Here is a 19,196-nt window from a genome sequence, read left to right as displayed (position 1 = left end):
CTCGTCAATCGCGAGCCGCCGTGACACGGCCGAATGGGCCGGCGCACGCATTATCCCATTCCCAACAAGGAATCATCGATGCTGGCCAAGACCAAGCCAAGGGAGTTCGGGATCGTCACACTCATCACCTTTGTCGCGACCTTCGTGATGATGACGGTGGCTGAGCACCGCGGATTCGCGGCGGTTCAGGCCCCCGCCACTCCCAAGGAGGCCCCCAAATCCGCACGAGACGCTCAGACCCGCCGGCCCGCCAAGCAAGGGATTCTCGACCTGGAGGATCCGATCGCGCGGGCCGATTTGATCCTGGTCGTGAGACTGGCGGACATCACCGAGGCCAAGATCGTGCATGGGGGCAAGACCGAGGTCGTCACCCAGCAATTCCGGTTCGAGCCGGTGCGCACACTCAAGGGGATCTTCGCCCGCGACTCGATGTTGCTCACCGGACAGGACCTGGGAACCTCTCAGTTCGCCGCGGGATCCAGTGGGCTCGAACGCGGGCAGTTACTGCTCCTCCTGCTGGCTCGGCAAGGGGCGGGATACCTCAACTGCAACCAGGCCGGTTCGCTCGAGCAATCGATCCCTCGGCTCCGTGACCAGACTGATCCGCTCCTATCCGCGGTCGAGGCGCTCCTCGCCGTGACACAGACAGGGGACCGGGGAGCCAAGGTGGCCATGCTGCTCGATGCCTTGCGCAAGGCCAAGGACCGGGACGCCGCCCCGCTCTTGATCTCGCTCCGCCGTCGCGCGACGTTCGCGGCGCAGACGCCCGAGGCCACGGAAATCGTCACGCGGTTTCTGGGCGATCCTGCCTCCGAGATCCGCGAAGTCACGGCAAGAACCCTGGCCGCATTACTTGACACCGATTATCTCCGGCAGGAGCCGATCCGGGAGCAGGCCGTGAAGGCCATCGTCGCGGCACTTGACGCCGCCGGTCCTGACCTGAGCGTGCGAGTCGCCGGGCTCGACGCCCTGGGCGCTGCGGGTGAATCGGCCACTCGCATCGAGCCGGCACTTGCTTGGCTCCGAGCCGATCGCCCCGCGACCACCTTTGCCGAACACGCGGCGCGACTTCGCGCGGTGGGCCGAAGCGGACAGGCCGACCAGGGTCAGGTGGTGGCAACCTATCTCGAGCAACTACCGCTCGACGCCCCCGTTGAGGCCGAATTCGCCGCGGGGCGGGCCCTGGGGAGGCTCGATCCGAAGGCGGCGGCCCAACAACTCGCCAGGCGACTCGCAAACAAGTCGGATGCGGGGATGCCGATTGGCACCGCGCTCGCCCTGATCGCCGAGTTGCCGCGTGACGCGGCAGCCCCGGAGCTGGTTGCGGCGTTTGATCGGGTCGAGACGTACGACGAACAGCTCGCCTTTGCCACGGCCTGCGTGAAAGTGGCCGACCCTCGGCTCGTTGCCTCGTTGACGGTCTTGCTCGCCCCCCGCTTCCCCAACGTCCGCTGGCAGGCGGTCGAGGCGTTGCGGCGAATCGACACTGACGAGTCGGCCCGCGTCCTGTGGCCCCACCTGGGCCAAGAGGCGAACTTGCTCCGCAAGCTGCAACAGGCGGAATTCCTCGGCCGACACGGCTACCGCGGCGGCTATCCCTACGCGATCGAGCATATCACCGCGCCAGAGCTTCAGGATGCGGCCGTTGAGGCGCTGGCCGCCATCCAGGAGCCGAAGGCCGTTCCCGAACTGCGAAAGATCTGGGAGAGCAGCCACGACCTCGGCTGGAACGCCGCCGCGATCCGGGCGCTCGGCCGACTCGGTCAGGCCGATATCGCGCCTCGGTTACTGGAGTTGGCTCAACAGAAGAATCCACTGACCGCCCCTGCCCTGATCGCGCTGGGCGACCTGCACATCAACAAGGCGCTTCCTCTCGTTCTCGACAGCCTCGGGTCCCGGAACGACCTGGTTGTCGTCGCGGCCGCCCGGGCCGCCGCGAAGCTCCTGGCCGACCCCGAGGCCCGCTCTGACGAGGTCCGCGACCGGCTCGCCGCGCTCGTGGCCGACTCTGACTCCTCCCAGGCTGTCCGCAAGGAGGCTCTGGAGTCGTTGGTCGTGCTCAACGACCCGCGCCTGGCAACGACGCTCGTCGTCGCCGCACGAGACGGAGGTCTCGAGGGGAGTGAGCTCTTGCAGCGGGTCGAAGAGCTGCTGGCCACCCGAAAGATCAAGCTGTCGCCTAAATGACAACTAGACCAACCCACAATTTCAAACAAGCACATCCGCATGTTTTCAACTTCAATCCACAACGGAGAGACGACTCATGAAACGCATCCTGACGATCGTGGCGTTTGCGGGAGCCGGCTGGCTCGGACTCGTCGGAGCCGCGGAGGCGAAAGGACCGGCGGTCCAGATCGCCCTCTTGCTCGACACGAGCAACAGCATGGACGGTCTGATCGACCAGGCGAAAAGTCAGCTCTGGAGTGTTGTCAATGAGTTTATCCGCGCCAAGCGTGATGGCAAGCCCGCTTCGATCGAGGTCGCACTCTATGAGTACGGCAATGATAACTTGCCGGCCCAGGAAGGCTTCGTCCGCATGGTCGTGCCCTTGACTGACGACCTGGACACCGTCTCGGAGAAGCTGTTCGCCTTGAAGACACGAGGGGGAAGCGAGTTCTGCGGACAGGTGATCCGCGACGCCACCGGTCAGCTCACCTGGAGTCGGTCGAGTGGTGTCTACAAGGCGATCTTCATCGCGGGCAACGAGCCGTTCACCCAGGGATCAGTCGACTACGTTGCGGCCTGCCGCGGAGCGATCAAGAAAGGGATTATCGTCAACACGATCTTCTGCGGCCCGAACTCCGCGGGCGAACAGACCGGCTGGAGCGCAGGGGCCGTGCTGGCCGACGGCCGTTACATGAGCATCGACCACAACCACAAGGTCGTCTCCATCCCTTGCCCGCAGGACGGCGAGATCGCGCGGCTGGGCCTCGACTTGAACAAGACCTACATCCCTTATGGTAAACTGGGCCTTGAAGGCCAGTCGCGACAGTCGGCGCAGGACGCCAACGCAAGCACCGTATCTCCCAGCGCCCTCGCCTCGCGTGCGGTCTCGAAGAGTTCCTTGAACGTGTACTGCAACGACTCGTGGGACTTGATTGATGCCATCAAGACCGGCAAGTGCAAGCTCGATGACTTGAAGGACGACGACCTACCGGACGAACTTCGCAAGCTGAGTAAGTCCGAGCGTCTGGCCTGCGTCAACGACAAGAGCGCCCAGCGAGAGACGGTTCAGAAACGGATTCTCGCTCTCCACCGGGAGCGTGAGGCGTTCCTGGCCGCCGAGCGGACGAAAAGGGCGGCCACGAACGAGGAGACGCTCGACACGGTGATCCTCAAGGCCGTTCGCGAGCAAGCGGCCCGTGCCAACATCCGGTTCGAGTAGCCCATGAACCGCAAGACTGTAATGGTGATCGAGGATGATCCGGCGATCCGCCGGGGCCTGATCGACGCCCTGACGTTCGCCGGTTATGCCACGTTGGAGGCCGGCAACGGGCTCGCGGGGTGCCGCACAGCCCTCGACCCCGGTTGCGCCATCGATCTCCTCCTACTCGACCTCGTCCTGCCCGGGCGCGATGGGCTGGAGATCCTTCGCAAGGTCCGCCAGTGCCGGCCGACCCTGCTGGTCATCGTCCTGACCGCCCGTGCCTCGGAGGATGACCGCGTGCGAGGCCTCTCCTTGGGATCAGACGATTACATCATCAAGCCGTTCAGCATTCGGGAGTTGCTGGCAAGGGTCGAGGCCGTCCTGAGGCGGTCGCCGGGTCGACCGCCGGGCGGCCGCCGGGTCGCGTTCCACGGGGGCCTCGCCGATCTCGACCGACGCGAGGTCCGGTTCGCCGACGGCGAACGTATCGACCTTTCCGAGCGGGAGAATGAGTTGCTCCTCTACCTCGCCAGCCACACCGAGCGAGTCATCTCTCGCGAGGAGATCCTCGCCCAGGTCTGGGGACTCGACCCGGCCGGAATTACCACCCGGACAATCGACATGCATGTGGCCCGGCTTCGCGAAAAGCTGCGTGACGACTCGGAGCGGCCCCGGATCATCCTGACCGTGCGCGGACTCGGCTACATGCTCCGCGCCGGGGATGTGACCCGATGAGAAAGCATCTTGGTTGGATCTGGCTCGCGTTCGGCCTCTGCGTCACCCTGGCCGCACTCGCAATGACCCGGGTGGGCACGGTAGCCCTGGACCTGGAACGCGCCGAGTCGCGGATCCGGCGACAGGCAGCGCTCGACGAGAACCTGCAACTTGCGCTCTGGCGGATGGATTCCGCGCTGGCCCCACTGATCGCCGAAGAAGGGATGCGCCCCTACTTCACCTACACCTCGTTCTATCCGGCCGAGCGTGCTTATAACCACATGCTCGAGGTCCTGAATAAGGGGGATGTGCTCGTCGCTTCCCCCTTGCTCACCTACTCCTCGCCCCGGATCCGCCTGCACTTTCAATTCGGTCCCGACGGCCGTCTGAATTCCCCCCAAGTCCCCGAGGGCAACATGCGGGCCCTCGCCGATTCTCGGCTCCTTCCCACCAGCCAAATCGACGCCGCGGCCATCCAGCTCAACCAACTGAGAGGGCTGGTGAGCGAGCCCGCGATGGAACTCTGTTGCTCGCCAGAGCCAACCCTGTTCAGCGGCTCCAAGAACATTCTCGGTATGTTCCCGGCTCAGTCCGCCACCGACCAGTCGCGAGGGTCGATCGAATACATGATGCGTTCTCGAAACAAGGTGATGGCCCAGGCGGTCGCTCCCGAGCGGTCACTGGCCACCGAGGAGCCTGTCTTGCAAGCCGCAATGGAGGCCGCCTGGATCGGCGAGTCCCTGATTCTGGGGCGTCGGGTCCAGGTCGGGTCCAAGACCTTCCTCCAAGGCTGCTGGCTGAACTGGGAGGCCATTCGCGCCGAGTTGCTGGGGAGTGTCGCCGATCTGGTTCCGAACGCAATGCTCGAACCGGTGCAAGCCGACGATCAGGCGCCGACCCGTCGACTCGCCGCGTTACCCGCTCGGCTAGTGTTGCGGCCGGCCGAGGCGGACGTCCCGATGTCCTGGTCGCCGGTTCGGCTCTCGCTCGGAATCACCTGGGCCTGTCTGATCTTCACCACGGGAGCCGTCGCGCTCTTGCTCGGTGGGGCACTTGCTTTGAGCGAGCGGCGAGGGACGTTCGTCTCGGCCGTGACCCACGAACTGAGGACGCCGCTGACGACCTTCCAGCTTTATACCGAGATGCTCGCGGAGGGGATGGTCAGCGACCCCGAGACTCAGGCCAGTTACTTGCAGACCCTCCGCACCGAGTCCGAGCGGCTGGGCCACCTGGTCGAGAACGTCCTCGCCTTCGCCTGCATCGAGCGGGGAAGGGCCATCGAGCGCCGCGACGTCCTCGCCGTGGCGGATCTGATCGCTCGCGTTCAGCCGGCCCTGGCGGCCCGAGCCGATCGGGGCGGAATGAAACTGATCGTGGGTCATGACCTGCCCGACGTCCAGGTCAGGACCGATGTCTCGCTCGTCGAGCAGATCCTGACGAACCTCGTCGACAATGCCGCAAAGTACGCCAACAACGCCGGGGATCGGCGCATCGAACTGGAGTTCGCCGTCGCGCCATCGCATTCGAAGCTGACGATCTCCGTGCGTGATCACGGCCCGGGACTGCCGGAACGAGCGACCCGTCGCCTGTTCCGCCCGTTCTCAAAGTCGGCCCATGACGCCGCCCATTCCGCCCCTGGCGTCGGCCTGGGACTGGCGCTCAGCCGGCGCCTGGCTCGAGCGCTCGGGGGTGATTTGCGGCTCGGCCAGAACGGGCCGGACGGGGTCGGTTTCGTGCTGCTGCTCCCGATCGAGGCGTGACGACGGACGGTTGCCCGCCACGGCCTCGACGGGTAGGCTGACGAGGGCTTGCCCGCTCGGGCATGTCTACCGGCGAAATTCGCGGAATGAGGATGTCATTCTGATGCTTACCTTATCGCCCCTGGTGATGACCGTTTGCGCTCACTTCCTGTTCATCCGGATCGGCCCGGCGGGCGAGGCCGGGCGGTCGGCCGAGGTCTATTTCAGCGAGCAGGCTGAGGCGGGCGACCCGAAGTTCGTCAGTAAGGTCGCCGGCACAAAACTCTGGGTTCAGACGGCCCCCGGGTCGTTCCAGCCGCTCGAGGTGCGTGAAGGAGTCGACCGGCTCCGCGCTCCCTTGCCCGGCGCGGAGAACCTGTCGGTCGTGGGGTCATGCGAATACGGAGTTCTGGCCCGGCCCAAAGAGATCCCGTTCCTGCTCCGCTACTACCCCAAGGCGATCGCGGGCGATCCCGACGAACTCAACCGGATGACCCCGCGCGGGGAGATCCCACTCGAGATCATGGGCAAGGTCGAGGGGGACAAGCTGCGGCTGGTCCTGCTCAAGCAGGGCAAGCCCGTGCCGGGTGTCGTCTTCCACGCCGTGGATGCTGACCTGACCGAGTCGGAGGCCACGGCAGGGCCTGACGGAACGGCGGTCTGGACTCCTCCCGCCCCGGGTCCGTATTCGATCTACGCACGCGATTCGACCAAGCAGTCAGGAGAAGCCGGGGGCAAATCCTACGAAGAGATCCGCGCATTCGCGACCCTCGCCCTTGCCTGGCCGCTCGGCTCCCAGAAGGCCGACCCCGAGGCGGTCTCCCTCTTCGAGCAGGCCGTCGCTGCCCGAGCGAGCTGGAAGGATTTCCCAGGTTTCTCCGCCAAGCTGGCCGGCGAATCCAACGGCCGCCCTTACACCGGAACCGTCCGGTTCCTCGCGGACGGCAAGGTCGACTTGAAAGTCGACGACCCGGTCGCCAGTCCTTGGCTCAAGGACCAGTTCGAATCACTCGCCATGCACCGCCGCGCCGAGGCGGCCACTGGCCCCGAAGACAAACCGATTCTCCGCTTCGCCGACGATCGCGAAGACCATCCCCTCGGCCGGCTCCTGACCTTCGACGGCGGCCGGTTCGCGTCGAGCTATCGCATCAAGGGGCAGCAGATCATGGTGGTCAACCGCCGCATGGGGCCGAAGCATCTGACGATTACCGTCCTCGACAACGACCAGAACGCCGATGGCAAGTTCTTGCCCCACAGCTATGTCGTGCACCACTGGGACGCCACCACCGGCGCTCTCGACCGCGTCGAAACCGTCCAGGAACGCTGGCGGCGCGTCGGTTCGTGGGACTTGCCGGCCTCGCACACGACGAGCACCGCGTCGGGGGGTGGGTTCTCCGTCCGGAGCGTCACGCTTACCGATCACGAGTTGCTGAAGACAAACGACTAACGCAATAAATATCGATATAACATTTATTGCAGACCAGCTCAAATCACTGCAGTCACATCTTAACCGCTTCTTTAGCAAGGAGATCGGGATGGTGGGCACAGCCCACCATCTCAACGGGACGGACGCCACGTTACCGGGGCTCTTCGTCCGTCGAAAGACAGGGAGCTCACGCTCCCCGCTCGCCTTTGGAAGGCGAGCGAACACCAACGACCAAGGGCGGCGCCGATCGTGAGGCCATGAATTTCGCTCACCTCTGTAAGGCGAGCGGGGAGTGTGAGCTCCCTGTCTTTCGACCTTCCCCTGGGCTGGTTCTCTTGAGACTATGGCCACGGCAACGGGTTGCTGGATCCGGGTGGAATACACGGCAGCATGGCAACCGCATCCAGACCACGCAACATCATCATCCCCTGAATCACTGAAAATTTTCTACACAGTTGACTTACAATTCTTTTCTACGCTTATTATCTACGAGTGAATTCGCGACTTTTCCATCCGATTCCAAGCCTCTTATGCAAGGGTCTTGCCATGAACGATAAGGACCAGGCGAAGCGGGATCCCACGAAGCTTCCAATTTGTCCTATCAGCCTTTCGGGCCAGATGAATGGAATCTTCTACTGGTATGCGGAGGATTGCCCAACGCAAAACCCGTTCCTTGTTCAGTCTGAGGAAGAACTCCAAACGGGATGCCGCGACGACAACCTGGATTGCTCTCGCATCTTCTTAACCCGCGAGCCTAAGGGCGAGGATCATGACCCGGTGCATTGCTCCGACAATGACCCGGCGCATTGCTTCTTGAAGGACTCCAAGCTTCGTCAAACCGGCCTCTCCCGACGACTGCCTCCCAACGAGAATCTCTGGCTGGGACGCGAGGCGAAATTGCTCGAGCAACACGATTATGACCTCGAACACGATGGGATTCGGAAACGAATTCGGGTCTTTTTCATCAGCTATCACCCCCCGCACAATATCGACGACGCTGGCATGAATCGAGTGGTCAAGATTGGGATCGGCCAAGAATTGGATGAAGCGCCGGGGAATGGCGGGAGCGTCCTCGCCATCGAGGAACACTGCCAAGGCGACTGCTACTATAAACTCCGCTCTGGAGAGGGAGCTTCCGCCAAATACTTCCATGTTTTGGTGGTGAAATAACGAGCTACTTCTTGGTGATCGTCATATCAAGGAATCGCGGAGCCACGCTGCGAGCGCAACGGAACCCGAGCCCAGGTTGCTGCTGTTCTTGGCTATACACATGACGCCAACGAGGGCCTTTGGCGACTTCTCCGTCCTTCGGCGCTCCTTTAACGACCGAGGCCGGACCGCCACGGACAACACGCGTGTTTTGGTATCCAGGAAGCATGGTCGCGACGGCGCTGGGGTAGGCTGTTAGCCACGAGGTCGTCCACTCGGCAACGTTGGAATATAAGCCAAAAACGGGTGGGGCCGTGGCGGTGCGATCATAGGTTTGCGCACGGACTAATCCGAAGGACCACGGTCCTTGCTCAAGCGGACTTGGGGCGTCACCCCACGGGTATTGGCGGGTTCCTCCCATCGTGGCGGCAAATTCATATTCCGACTCGGTGGGCAGCCGCTTGCCAATCCTTTCGGCATAATCCAACGCTTGGCCATATTGCACGTAGGTTATGGGGAAAGAATCAACAGGCGGTTGGTCGCGTAGCTGGGGGGGAAGCCCCCCGGCGCCCCGTCGATAATCGCCAACGGTCGTTTCCGCCGTGTCGAGAAGGAAGGGATCGATCTTACGGACGTGGGGTGGAACCCATTTTATACGGTCCGTTCCCATCACGAACGACTCGCTTCCCTCAAACCGGGCCATCCCGACGGTGGCAGCCACGGCTGGAATCTCGATCGAAGGGAGTTCGACCGACCCGTTTCGCAGACGAATGGACCGGGCATGACGCAACGCGCCAGGCGTCTCACCCGGGTGAGGAACGTGGCGGAAGACTTCGTGAAATCCGAGGCCCACGATGCCAACCTCAACCAGGTAATCGCCGGGCGGTAGCGGCACGCGCACTGGGGTCATAGTCGTCGGGCGGATGGCGCGTTCCGGACGCGGTTCGCCGTCGGTCTGATCCAACGGCACGAACACGGCGCGCGCCCCCGGGGGGTTGGTATCCAAGAGGACCGTCGGGGTTGAGTCTGGGGCAGCGAGGGAAGTGTCCTGGGGAAGCTCGTTGCGTAGAGCGAAAACTCCTGCGCCGGCCAAGGCAATCCCCAAGGCCATGCCGTTGATCCCCCAGAGCGGGTGACGCTGCAGCCGACGAATCAGCCGGCGCGAAGCACTGGGGCGACGAGGTATGGGAAGTCGTCCTTCACGTGCGCGACCCCAGTCCTCTTGCATTTCGGCAGCGGAGTTGTAGCGATACCGGCGATCTGGCTCTAACGCTTTGAGGATGACCGGATACAAGCCGGCCGGCACCTGTGCGCCCCCTTTGCGAGCACGAATCGGTGGGGGGGACCGCGAATCAATCTGAGCTTGGCCGTAGGGGAGCTTGAATGTCAGCGCCTGATAAAGTGTCGCTCCCAGACCGAAGACATCGGCGCGGGCGTCGATGTCTTCCTGCCCCGCCCACTGTTCGGGAGCCATGAAGCCGGGCGTTCCGAGTTGCTGTCCCGAATTCGTGATCCGAGCCTCAGGACCGAGCCGAGCGAGGCCGAAGTCGGTAAGTCGAACCTCGCCACGGCGGTCGACGAGGATATTGGAGGGTTTAAGGTCGCGGTGGAGTACGCCGGCCGCGTGAACGGCGGCTACGGCAGCCACGGCCTGGTCGAGCAAGGGCAGCACGAAACGAAGGTAGCCATGCTCGTCCATGGGGCCACAGGGATGCCGGCCTTCCGGCGGTTCGCCACGCTGAACGGCCTGGCGATCCTCAAGAATCCGGGCCAGATCCCACCCATCCACATACGGCATCACCAGGATAAACGCCCCCTGGTTCTCCAGGATGTCGTACACCGGAAGAATCCGCGAATCGGACAGTCGTGCGGCGATCGCAGCCTCGGTGCGGAAGCGGTGCTGCCGCTCGGGTTCGGCGGCGAAGGCGGGGGGGAGGAGCTTCAGCGCGACGATACGGTCAAGGCTAAGCTGTCTGGCCTTGTAGACGACGCCCATTCCGCCTCGACCGATCACATCCAGGACTTCAAACCCGGGCAATTGAAAGGTAGGGCCATTCCTCCGCGGTTCCCGTTGCCCCTGCGGCGTCTCCTGACCAGACGCGAAGTCGGGTGTGGGAATATCGCCCAAGGATACATCCGAAGTCGCTCGCGAATCTTCGGACTCTTCGGCCTCTTCAACCCATTTATGGACCTCAAACTGGCGCCGAAGCAGCGACTCATACTGCGGGAATTCGCGTGCGTAGCTCTCCAGGTCGGGGCGGTCTCCCCGGGCTTCCCTGATCATATACTCAGACCAAATCAGGTCGAGCGCGGCCTCGGGGTCGGAATCCAATTCGGGAAAGGTTGCGAGATAGGAGTGGGCCCAGATTGGCTTCCCCGCTTGCCACCGGCCGAGCTGGTCGGTCCTCAACGTCTCGAGAAGCTGGACGGTGGAAAGGTCATCGACGCGGCCGGCGACTTGGGCACTCTCCGGCTCTAAGCCGGAACGCGATAGCAGCGCGAGTCGTAGCGCCGGATTCCACCCGAATTGAGGGGTGAACTTGCCCGACTCTGACGCATCAGCAAGGTCGTCAGGGAGGTCCATCATACCACCTCTCCCAGGCCAAGCTCCATTGCGACGCGACGGATCGCGCGAGAGTAACGCTGACGCAGAGAGGCCTCAGCCCCGCCAAGTTCCGTCGCAATGACCTGCCAGGGGATATCTTGTCGCCGCCGCTCCCAGAGGGCAAGCTCTTCCTCAGACAGCCGACTGCTGAATTCGGCGATGAAGTCACGGTGAAGGATTGGCTCGATCGGATTCTGATCGGCCGAGATCGGTTCGTAAGTTCCGAGCGAAGCCTCCCGTCGTTTGCGAGCCTTCTCGCGGATCTTATTCCGCGTCATCTCAAGCAGGAGTCTCATCACTCCGCCCGGCGAATTCAATTCGTACTGACCTGCGACGACTCGCACAAAGAAGCTGCCAAGGACTGATTGGCAAAGGTCCATCGAATCGAACATAGGCCGAAGCGAGGGACCTAAGCGGAGCCTGGCTTCACGGCGGATTGCCGGCTCGTATTGCCGAATCAACTGCTGCGTCGCTTCGGCGTCGCCAGAACGAATGCGGCGGACAAGTTCGGCGAACTCATCGCCTTCGGGCATGACTTGCCATCCTCCAAGATGCTTGCTTGGTTCTAAAGCCGGTCCCGCAACACCACGGGGGGCAAAAATAATCAGGGACGCCATGTCACAACGGTGTCTGCGGCGCAATCAATCTAGGTGTCAGGCCCGCGTGACATGCGGAGACGAGACCCTTGGACTCGCTGTCTATCTTAATCCACCGGTCTCGCGCAAGCATCACCCAACCAACACCTAGTTGGCCAACTTAAATAAATCAAAATCGAATGAAAATAAAATCTCTCTCTATTCGATGAATTTGGTATGCCGACCAGCTCAACGGAGCATCGAATGCGCCACTCATCGTGATCGGCATGCTTTTGCTTCTGGCTCAGTGAGCCGTGAAATGAAACTAAGAATTATTGGTTCTCTGACACGGATCGTTAAAAAAAAACACACACTTGCCCTGAAAGGGCCAGGAAGCCACGGTACGGTGGGCCAATGTACGTCCCACCGTATCGTGTGCCGCCTTCACATCTGGGGAGGATCGCTCTCCAGCAAGAGAAGTCTATGAGGCATAACAAGGGAATAACGGTTCACCAGAAGTCTTTGTGCGACGATGTTTTTGAGTCACAAACACCGTCTAGGGCGCAGAGATTCCACAAAACAATTAATAATGAACTTAATTTCAATTCCAAATAATTAACGGCGACAATTTAATAATAAGTAAAGCAAACTCAACCAAAAGCGTATTGCATCGTGTCGACAGGCGTCCGAGCCTACCCTGCGAGGCTTAAGTTGTGCGGTTCACGGATGAGCTGCACACAGCGGACGATCCGGGATCGAAAGACAGGGAGCTGACACTCACCCTTGTGGCGAGCGTCAGCTCCCTGTCAACGAGTCCGTCACGACCCCAGGTCACGGGATGACCTCGGTGTCGAGCCACCGAGGTCACCTTACCTCTTCCTATCTCCTACCTCACCTCGCCAGCATTGGGGGCGGACCGCCCACCGCGGGCAACGGAGCGGACGGCAAGGGGTCGGGCAGCGGAGCGAACGGATCGTTCCAGATCAAGTCGCGAGCTCGAAGCAAATTGCCGTGGTGCTGGGCGGTCGGATCATTCTCGGAATAATAGGCCATGGCCGACTTCAACTCGCCCTGAGACTCGTTCAAACGCCCCAGGTTGCTCTGCGCTCCCCAACGGAACATGTAGTAATAAGGCTGCCGAGGACCAGGGGCGGGAAGCACCTTGAGGGTGGCCTTTAAGAACAGCTCCGCCCGATGGAGGTGTTCCTTCTGATCAGGGCCAAGGTCGTCTTGCTCCAGATGAGCCAGACCCAGGAAATAGGTGGAGTACATATCCAGGGCCTGCTGGACCTCCTCCGGCATCGGCGTTTTCTTATCCATCAAGAGTGGCTTATCGACAAAGCGAAACGTCATATAGTCGTTCACGGCCTCGGACAGCTCACCCCGAAGTTGCTTCACCCGGGCGTAAAGCAAAGGAAACTCCGGCCGGAACAAGAACAGGGCGTGCTGGGTCGCCTTGACGAACTCGCCGTTGGTGAACAGCATCGTCTCGACCATCAGCGGCAAGGGCCAAGGGGCGACCTCTCCCGCGTGCGTTCCGAGAGCCTTGGTGAAGCGCTTGCTCTGATCGACCGGGTCGCGGTAGAGGACCGTCTGGTACTTGCCCGGAAGGCTCTTCTCCAGCAGGAGCATCCGAGGCGCGTAATAGCCGGGGCTCGAATCGATCAAGACGCCGATCTTGGTGGTGCTCGCCGCCAGTAACTCGTGCGCGGGACGATAGGCCGGAGCGCCTGAAACCGTGAGCCGGCCGAGCACTTCCGGGTCGGCCAGAGCGTCGTCGAGCGTGGCCACTCCCTTACCGTCGGGTCCGGGGATCTCGATGCCGAGTCGGGGATCGAAGAGGTAGAGCTTCCCATCAAGCAGGACGGCGCAGATCCAGGGGATCGGCACCTCGACGTCTTTCGGCTGGTAGGTCAACAGGCCAACGTCGATCCCAAGCTGCCGACAGAGGGACATGAACAGCCATCCCCGCTCGGACCAGCCTCCCTCCGCCTCGGTTGCCATCCCGCGCAGGAGCATGTCATAGGGACGGACCTGCGCCTGGGGGAGCCCAGGAGCGGCGAGCGAGCCGGCAGGCGCGAGTTGGACCTGGCGGATCATCCAGTCGAACACACGGCGGACCCGGATCAAATCGTCGCCGTTGCCGCCAATCCGGGTGGCGATCCCGTGATAAAGCATGCAGTCTTCGAGGTGCCGCGAGTCGGGCATCTCGAACGAGGTCCGCTCAAACCCGGCCATGACCTGATCGGGCAGTTTGGCCGCTTTCAGGTAGTCGCGAACCTCGGGCTGCAAGGCGAACTGGGACCGGGGAATGTCCTCGAAATACGTGTTCAACTTGAGCACGGCGAGCTTGAAATTGTCGCCGCCGGGCTTCAGAGCCGCCGTCTGAATCAGGCTAATCACGCTTTCGAGAATTGTCGGCTTCATGTTAATGAGGCCGGCATCGCTCGAAGAGTCGACCTGCTCGCTCTCGGTGTTCGTGCTGCTGATTGCGGCGGGGGGTAACTCGTTGGTGGAGTAGTCGCATCCGGCCCAGACCGGAGCCAGACAGGTGATGACAACCAGGAGACTGAGACGCCGCTTCAAGGGGATGACTCCTGATCCGTCGACAAGACTCGATCGTGGGGCGGTCGCTCGACGGAGGACAACAGCCCGGCCAGGCCAGATGACCGACGGACCGCCTGATCTGGAATAAAACCAATGACTCGGACAATCAAAAGGAGAGGAGAAAAGGATCCGAAACCCACTCAAGACTGTCCCATCGCTCCATTGTTGCGGATGAGCGGTAGGCGCGGCGAGACCGATACCGGTGGCACCGGCCATTTTTCTGAATACGTGCCCCAGCACGCCCCGGTTCGGCCGAACTGGCGAGAATTGTCCGGACCGAAATCCGGACCTCATCGGTCGGGTCAACAGACATTCAGGTGAGGACAGGTCAGTCGTCGACCGAGATGGCCTCGCGAATCCGCAAGCAGGTTCGAAGGAGACCGGCCAGGTCCTCGAGTCGTAACGCGTTCGGGCCGTCCGAAAGCGCCTCTTCCGGGCGGGGATGGACCTCCAGAAAGAGAGCATCGCACCCAGCGGCCACGGCGGCTTTGGCCAGATACGGCACCATCTCGCGCTCGCCCGAGGTCACGGTTCCGCCCCCCCCCGCGCTCGGCAGTTGCACCGAGTGGGTCGCGTCGAAAACCACAGGAGCGCCGGTCGCCTGCATCTGGGGAATCGCCCGGAAGTCGTTGACCAGCCGGCCGTAACCGAACGTCGTCCCCCGTTCGGTCAGGAGCACCCCCGAACTGCTCAGAGACGTGATCTTGGCCACGACGTTGGTCATGTCCCAGGGGGCCATGAACTGCCCCTTCTTGACGTTGATCGGCCGGCCGGTCGCCGCCGCCGCCTCCAGCAAGTCGGTCTGCCTTGCCAGGAAGGCAGGGATCTGAAGTAGGTCCACCACCTTGGCGATCGGCGCGGCCTGTTGCGACTCATGGACGTCGGTCGTGACCGGCAGCCCCGTCTCCGCCTTGACCCGCTCGAAGACCTTCAGCCCCTCGTCGATCCCAGGGCCTCGGAAGCTGGACTTCGAGGTCCGGTTCGCCTTGTCGAACGACGCCTTGAAGATCAAAGGGACACCCAGCTCGCCGCAGACCTCGACCAGCCGCCGCGCGATCACCAGAGTCAGGTCGTTCGGCTCCATCACGCAAGGACCACAAATCAGGGCCAAGGGGCGGCCCCGACCAATTTCGACCTGACCAACCGACACGGGGTTCAATGAGGCCACGGCACTCCCTCCCTGGGCTGGGGCGAAGGGACGGCGATCGTCCCTCCGACGCGCGGCGCAAAAATACAAAATATCAAGACCGGCGTCCGGGCCGATCTTATCGCGAACCGGCCCGGATGACGACCCGAACCAGGTCGCCTTCCCCTGTGGTACTTCGGCTCAACCACCCGCCGGCACAATGACCTCAATCGCGTTGGGGAGCACTTCAACCGTCCAGTCGCCCTCCGGGGAAACGCATCCCCCCGGGTCACCGTCAAGCTGAACCGGCACCGACTCGGCTGAAGTTACCACCAGGCGGCGGACCCGGCGGTGCTCCACCCCGTCGCGGTCGAGATGGATGCCCCGCAAGACCATCCACAAGTAGCGCAAGGACTGAAGTGGACCGGCATTCCGAAAGACGACCAGATCGAGCCAGCCATCATCGCCGCGAGCAGAGGGGGCGAATGGGAGGCCGAGCGCATAGCGGGGGAGGTTGAAGATGAAGGCGGTCGCGCCGACCAGGGTCTCTTCCGCACCCGGGTCGTTGATCGACAGGGTCAGCGGGGGGAAGCGATATTCCAGGCTCGACCGAAGTACCGACTCGACATAGGCGCCACGGTGGGTCGGCCGGGCCACTCCTGCTCGACCGACCCGGGTCAAGTGGTGCCGAGCGACGACATCGGCATCGAAGCCGATACCCGCCATCAAGGTAAATCGCCGCATCGCCGTGAGCCCGAGGTCGAGCTGAACGACCGAGCCCGCCGCAATGATCGAGGCGAGACGTGCGGGGTTGCGATCGAGTCGGAAATGGCGGGCAAACAGGTTCTCGGTCCCGGCAGGCAGGACCGTGATCGGCACGGTCGGGCACTCGTTGACCAGGGCGGCCACTGTGCCATCGCCGCCAACCGCGACCAGGCAACGGCAATGCGGATCGGCCGTCGACTGCGCCACCAAGGCCGATCGATCCACAAGCGACCAGGCCACTCGCGAGTTCAGACCAAACCGCTCGAGTTCAACCTGAAGCCGCTCCACTTGGCGTCGACCTCGGCCTCGCCCTGAGCCTGGGTTGGCCGCGATCCCGACCCAGGGTTGGACCGAACTCAAAGCATCGCCATCGAAGCGAACTTCACCCGACCGAGCCTCGTGCCCGAGACCAGGTCCAGGCTCAACGCCCTCGGTCATCCCGCCGCCTTCCCAAACAGACCCTGCTGAAACACCACGCCCGCGAGGGACTTTGCAGGCTAGCCACAGGTCCCCCCTGGCGTCAACTCGGTGCCACTTCCTTGAAACGAGGAGCAATGGGCCATCGCGCGGGATCCAAGGAAAGTTCGGGCCACTGATTCCAGCAGATTCAACGGACGAACGAGGCAGGTCGTCCGATCCGCCGTGTGTTGCTCTTGAGCATCCGTTCGACCACGGTTTTGTTCGACTCGAGGAGCGACTTGAATTCATCGCGAAGCTGGGTCAACTCATTCAAGAGCTCGGAGTTTGCAGCCTTGAGTTCATCAACGTTCTTCCTGGCTTCGGCCAGCCCCGCAGTCTCGTTCATCTGTTCCTTGGTTCGGTCATCGCGAGCGATTCCCGCTTTGGCAACCGCTTGCTTGAGCATCTCGAGCTGAACCTGGACGCCGGTCTGAAGCTGGATCGCCTCAGCTTTGGCACGCTCGACGTCGGCGACTCTGGAGCGAAGGGCGGCCTGTTGTTCTTCCGACGCCAACTGCTCCAGGGCGATCTGATCTTGGAGTTCCGCGATGGCGAGCTGGTTCTTGGCGACATCGCCTTCAAGAGTCTCGATCTGCTGTGTTTGCTTGGCCAGCGCCTGTGTCCACTCCATATTCAGAGTGGCGACCGCCGAGACCAGGATGATCCAGACGGGCAGGAGCAGTAAGACCAGAACGACTAGGACTTTCCCCGCTGTGGACATCGGACCTCTCCTGCCTTTCGCGGAGTCAAAATCTCGAACGGTTTCACGCCGCGCGGATGGCTCAGGGGCCGTTTTCAAAAAAATGGGAAGTGACGCATCGAATTACGTGCGCCGCGAGTCGACCGGCGCGACATACCCCAATATACCCCCTGTCTTTCCAAGTTGCCAAGTCTATCGAATCCAATCACCCAGCCTGCCACGCCAAATTCAGGGGCTGCACCTTTTTTACCACCCTCAATGATTGCACTACGTTTGACGCACTTCGGGCCAACTCCCTACAATCAGAGCCTGACAGCCCAGGGAACGACGCGGCAAAAATACGTCCGTGGATCACTCACGGATCGAACCTAAAGAGGACCTTGCCGATCATGCCTCCGACGTATCAGGTCACCGAACTGCTGGGCGATGGGATCGGCCCGGAGCTGTCACGCGCCATTCACACGTTGGGCGACGCGTTGCCGATCTGCCTTGAATTCGTCCCCGTCGACCTGACCTTGGAGAACCGAAGGACCCGGGGCCTTAAAATTTACGACGAGGCCGTCGAGGCCGTCACGACGAGCCGGGTGGCCTTGAAATATCCGACGGTGACGGCCGAGGAAAGTCCCAACGCCATCCTCCGCCGGCGGCTCGACCTCTCGGTCATCCACCGCCCGGTCTACACGATCCCCGGCGTTCCGACCAACTTCCGCCGCGAGCTCGACATCGACATCGTCCGGATCGCCACCGGTGGTACGTACGATGACCCCGGCCGCATGATTGGTGAAGACGGCGCAGTCAGCCTTCGGATCGTCGAGCGGCGGCCGGTCCGCGAGGCCGCCCGATATGCCTTCACCCTGGCGCGACGAACCGGCAACAAGCGAGTCACCAGCGCCTCGAAATACACGATCCAAAAGGCGACCGACGGCCTGTTCGAGAGCATCGCCAAGGAAGTGGCCGCTCAGTTTCCCGAGGTTCCGCACAATAGCGAGCTCTTCGACGCTCTCCTGGGCAAGGTCATCATGACCCCCGAGCGGTTCCAAATCGTGCTCGTGCTGAACGAGTACGGCGACTTTCTTTCCGACATGGCCTGCGGTCTCGCCGGCTCCTTGGGTATCGGCGCCAGCGCCAACCTCGCGTTCGACGCGGCCGCAGTCGTCCGTGTCGCCCTCTTCGACGCCGCGCACGGCACCGCGCCCGACATCGCCGGCAAGAATCTGGCCAATCCGACGGCCATCTTCCTGGCCCTCTCCATGCTTCTCTACCAGCTTGGCGAGACCGACCTTGGCCATACGGTCAAAACGACCACGCTCGACCTCCTTCGCCAAGGCGTTCGCACCCGTGACCTCGGAGGCGAGGAATCGACCGACTCCTTCACCGCGGCCGTCGCCGGCGAAGTGACGCGACGGCTCGCCGAGGCAAAGGATCTACCGACGCCCCCCCTGCCCTGATCCAGGCCAATCCGATGGTTGACAGCCGCTAAAAAAGAGTTGTCACCACCAACACAAACGAGCCCTGAAAGGTTAGCCTGATCACATCAGGCTAACCTTTCAGGGCTTCCATTTCTTAAACGTGGCCCGGTGGCCCCGGCCGTGGTGTGGATCCCCGTCGCGGGCGGAGCGCCTCGCCGTCAGACGCCCGGCGAACCAGAAACGGAACGCCAAGCGTGGGCCTTCGTGTTGACCAAGGCTCCCGAAGGGCGGGAGATGGCCCGCACCGGCATGGTCCTGGCGGCATCGAGCTCCACCAGCAGCCGTCGCCGTTCGCGGCGGGCAAAGAGCAGGCCACCCACAAGCACGGTCTCGACCGCAACAATCGGCGAGGCCGCCTCGAGCCTGCGAGCGAAGGAAACCGGGGTCGTTGATGCGGCCACACTCAGCAAGAGCGGGAAGGCGAGGATCAAACTGACAATCACTCGCCGGGCCCATTGATTACGCATGGTGAACCGCTCCTTCGACTGGGGACCT

The 19,196-nt window shown here is 62.5% G+C and carries 14 protein-coding genes; 7 read left to right on the top strand and 7 right to left on the bottom strand.

What is annotated here, in order from left to right; genetic code table 11:
* Positions 1 to 78: 78 nt before the first annotated feature.
* The 6 genes from V5E97_RS08425 to V5E97_RS08400 all read left to right on the top strand — a co-directional run bounded on the left by V5E97_RS08425 (position 79) and on the right by V5E97_RS08400 (position 8,416).
* Entirely contained in the window at positions 79 to 2,187 is a 2,109-nt protein-coding gene (locus V5E97_RS08425; RefSeq protein ID WP_406698878.1) for a HEAT repeat domain-containing protein, read from the top strand.
* Between the two features lie 76 nt (positions 2,188 to 2,263).
* Positions 2,264 to 3,385, top strand: a complete 1,122-nt coding sequence (locus V5E97_RS08420; protein ID WP_406698877.1) for a vWA domain-containing protein — start codon at positions 2,264 to 2,266, stop codon at positions 3,383 to 3,385.
* A 3-nt stretch (positions 3,386 to 3,388) separates the two neighbouring features.
* Positions 3,389 to 4,102: a response regulator transcription factor gene (locus tag V5E97_RS08415; RefSeq protein WP_406698876.1), complete on the top strand. Its 714-nt coding sequence runs from the start codon at positions 3,389 to 3,391 to the stop codon at positions 4,100 to 4,102.
* The gene (locus tag V5E97_RS08410) at positions 4,099 to 5,841 is read left to right on the top strand and encodes a sensor histidine kinase (protein ID WP_406698875.1); all 1,743 of its coding nucleotides are present in this window, start codon (positions 4,099 to 4,101) and stop codon (positions 5,839 to 5,841) included. Before V5E97_RS08415 ends, V5E97_RS08410 begins: the two co-directional genes overlap by 4 nt.
* 103 nt (positions 5,842 to 5,944) lie before the next feature.
* Positions 5,945 to 7,267, top strand: coding sequence for a DUF3386 family protein (locus tag V5E97_RS08405; RefSeq protein WP_406698874.1), 1,323 nt, complete (start codon positions 5,945 to 5,947; stop codon positions 7,265 to 7,267).
* 756 nt (positions 7,268 to 8,023) lie between these two features.
* Complete coding sequence (locus V5E97_RS08400; protein WP_406698873.1) at positions 8,024 to 8,416, top strand: hypothetical protein; 393 nt, start codon at positions 8,024 to 8,026, stop codon at positions 8,414 to 8,416.
* A 4-nt stretch (positions 8,417 to 8,420) separates the two neighbouring features.
* On the opposite strand, the gene V5E97_RS08395 is transcribed toward V5E97_RS08400, so the two are convergent.
* The 6 genes from V5E97_RS08395 to V5E97_RS08370 form a co-directional block, all read right to left on the bottom strand.
* Positions 8,421 to 10,982 (bottom strand): protein kinase domain-containing protein, encoded by a 2,562-nt coding sequence (locus tag V5E97_RS08395; protein ID WP_406698872.1) that lies wholly within the window; start codon positions 10,980 to 10,982, stop codon positions 8,421 to 8,423.
* Positions 10,979 to 11,533: an RNA polymerase sigma factor gene (locus V5E97_RS08390; protein ID WP_406698871.1), complete on the bottom strand. Its 555-nt coding sequence runs from the start codon at positions 11,531 to 11,533 to the stop codon at positions 10,979 to 10,981. The genes V5E97_RS08395 and V5E97_RS08390 overlap by 4 nt, the downstream gene beginning before the upstream one ends.
* A gap of 933 nt (positions 11,534 to 12,466) precedes the next feature.
* On the bottom strand, positions 12,467 to 14,161 hold the full coding sequence (locus tag V5E97_RS08385) for a hypothetical protein (protein ID WP_406698870.1): 1,695 nt from the start codon (positions 14,159 to 14,161) through the stop codon (positions 12,467 to 12,469).
* Positions 14,162 to 14,510: 349 nt separating this feature from the next.
* Entirely contained in the window at positions 14,511 to 15,350 is an 840-nt protein-coding gene (gene kdsA / locus V5E97_RS08380; protein ID WP_406698869.1) for a 3-deoxy-8-phosphooctulonate synthase, read from the bottom strand.
* Between the two features lie 159 nt (positions 15,351 to 15,509).
* A complete protein-coding gene (locus tag V5E97_RS08375; protein ID WP_406698868.1) occupies positions 15,510 to 16,511 on the bottom strand; it encodes a diacylglycerol/lipid kinase family protein in 1,002 nt (333 codons plus the stop codon).
* 169 nt (positions 16,512 to 16,680) lie between these two features.
* Positions 16,681 to 17,253 (bottom strand): hypothetical protein, encoded by a 573-nt coding sequence (locus V5E97_RS08370; protein ID WP_406698867.1) that lies wholly within the window; start codon positions 17,251 to 17,253, stop codon positions 16,681 to 16,683.
* A gap of 368 nt (positions 17,254 to 17,621) precedes the next feature.
* On the opposite strand from V5E97_RS08370, the gene V5E97_RS08365 reads away from it, so the two are divergent.
* The gene (locus V5E97_RS08365) at positions 17,622 to 18,680 is read left to right on the top strand and encodes an isocitrate/isopropylmalate family dehydrogenase (protein ID WP_406698866.1); all 1,059 of its coding nucleotides are present in this window, start codon (positions 17,622 to 17,624) and stop codon (positions 18,678 to 18,680) included.
* Positions 18,681 to 18,859: 179 nt separating this feature from the next.
* Here the strand turns inward: V5E97_RS08365 and V5E97_RS08360 are convergent, their stop codons facing one another.
* Positions 18,860 to 19,168 carry a hypothetical protein gene (locus tag V5E97_RS08360; RefSeq protein WP_406698865.1) on the bottom strand — a complete coding sequence of 103 codons (309 nt, stop codon included), beginning with the start codon at positions 19,166 to 19,168 and terminating at the stop codon, positions 18,860 to 18,862.
* Positions 19,169 to 19,196 lie beyond the last annotated feature (28 nt).

It is taken from the genome of Singulisphaera photorubra (assembly GCF_045290345.1).
In the GTDB taxonomy this organism is placed as follows: Bacteria; Planctomycetota; Planctomycetia; order Isosphaerales; family Isosphaeraceae; genus Singulisphaera.
Note: the sequence above shows the minus strand (reverse complement) of the source record. Positions and strands in the feature narration are given on the sequence as shown.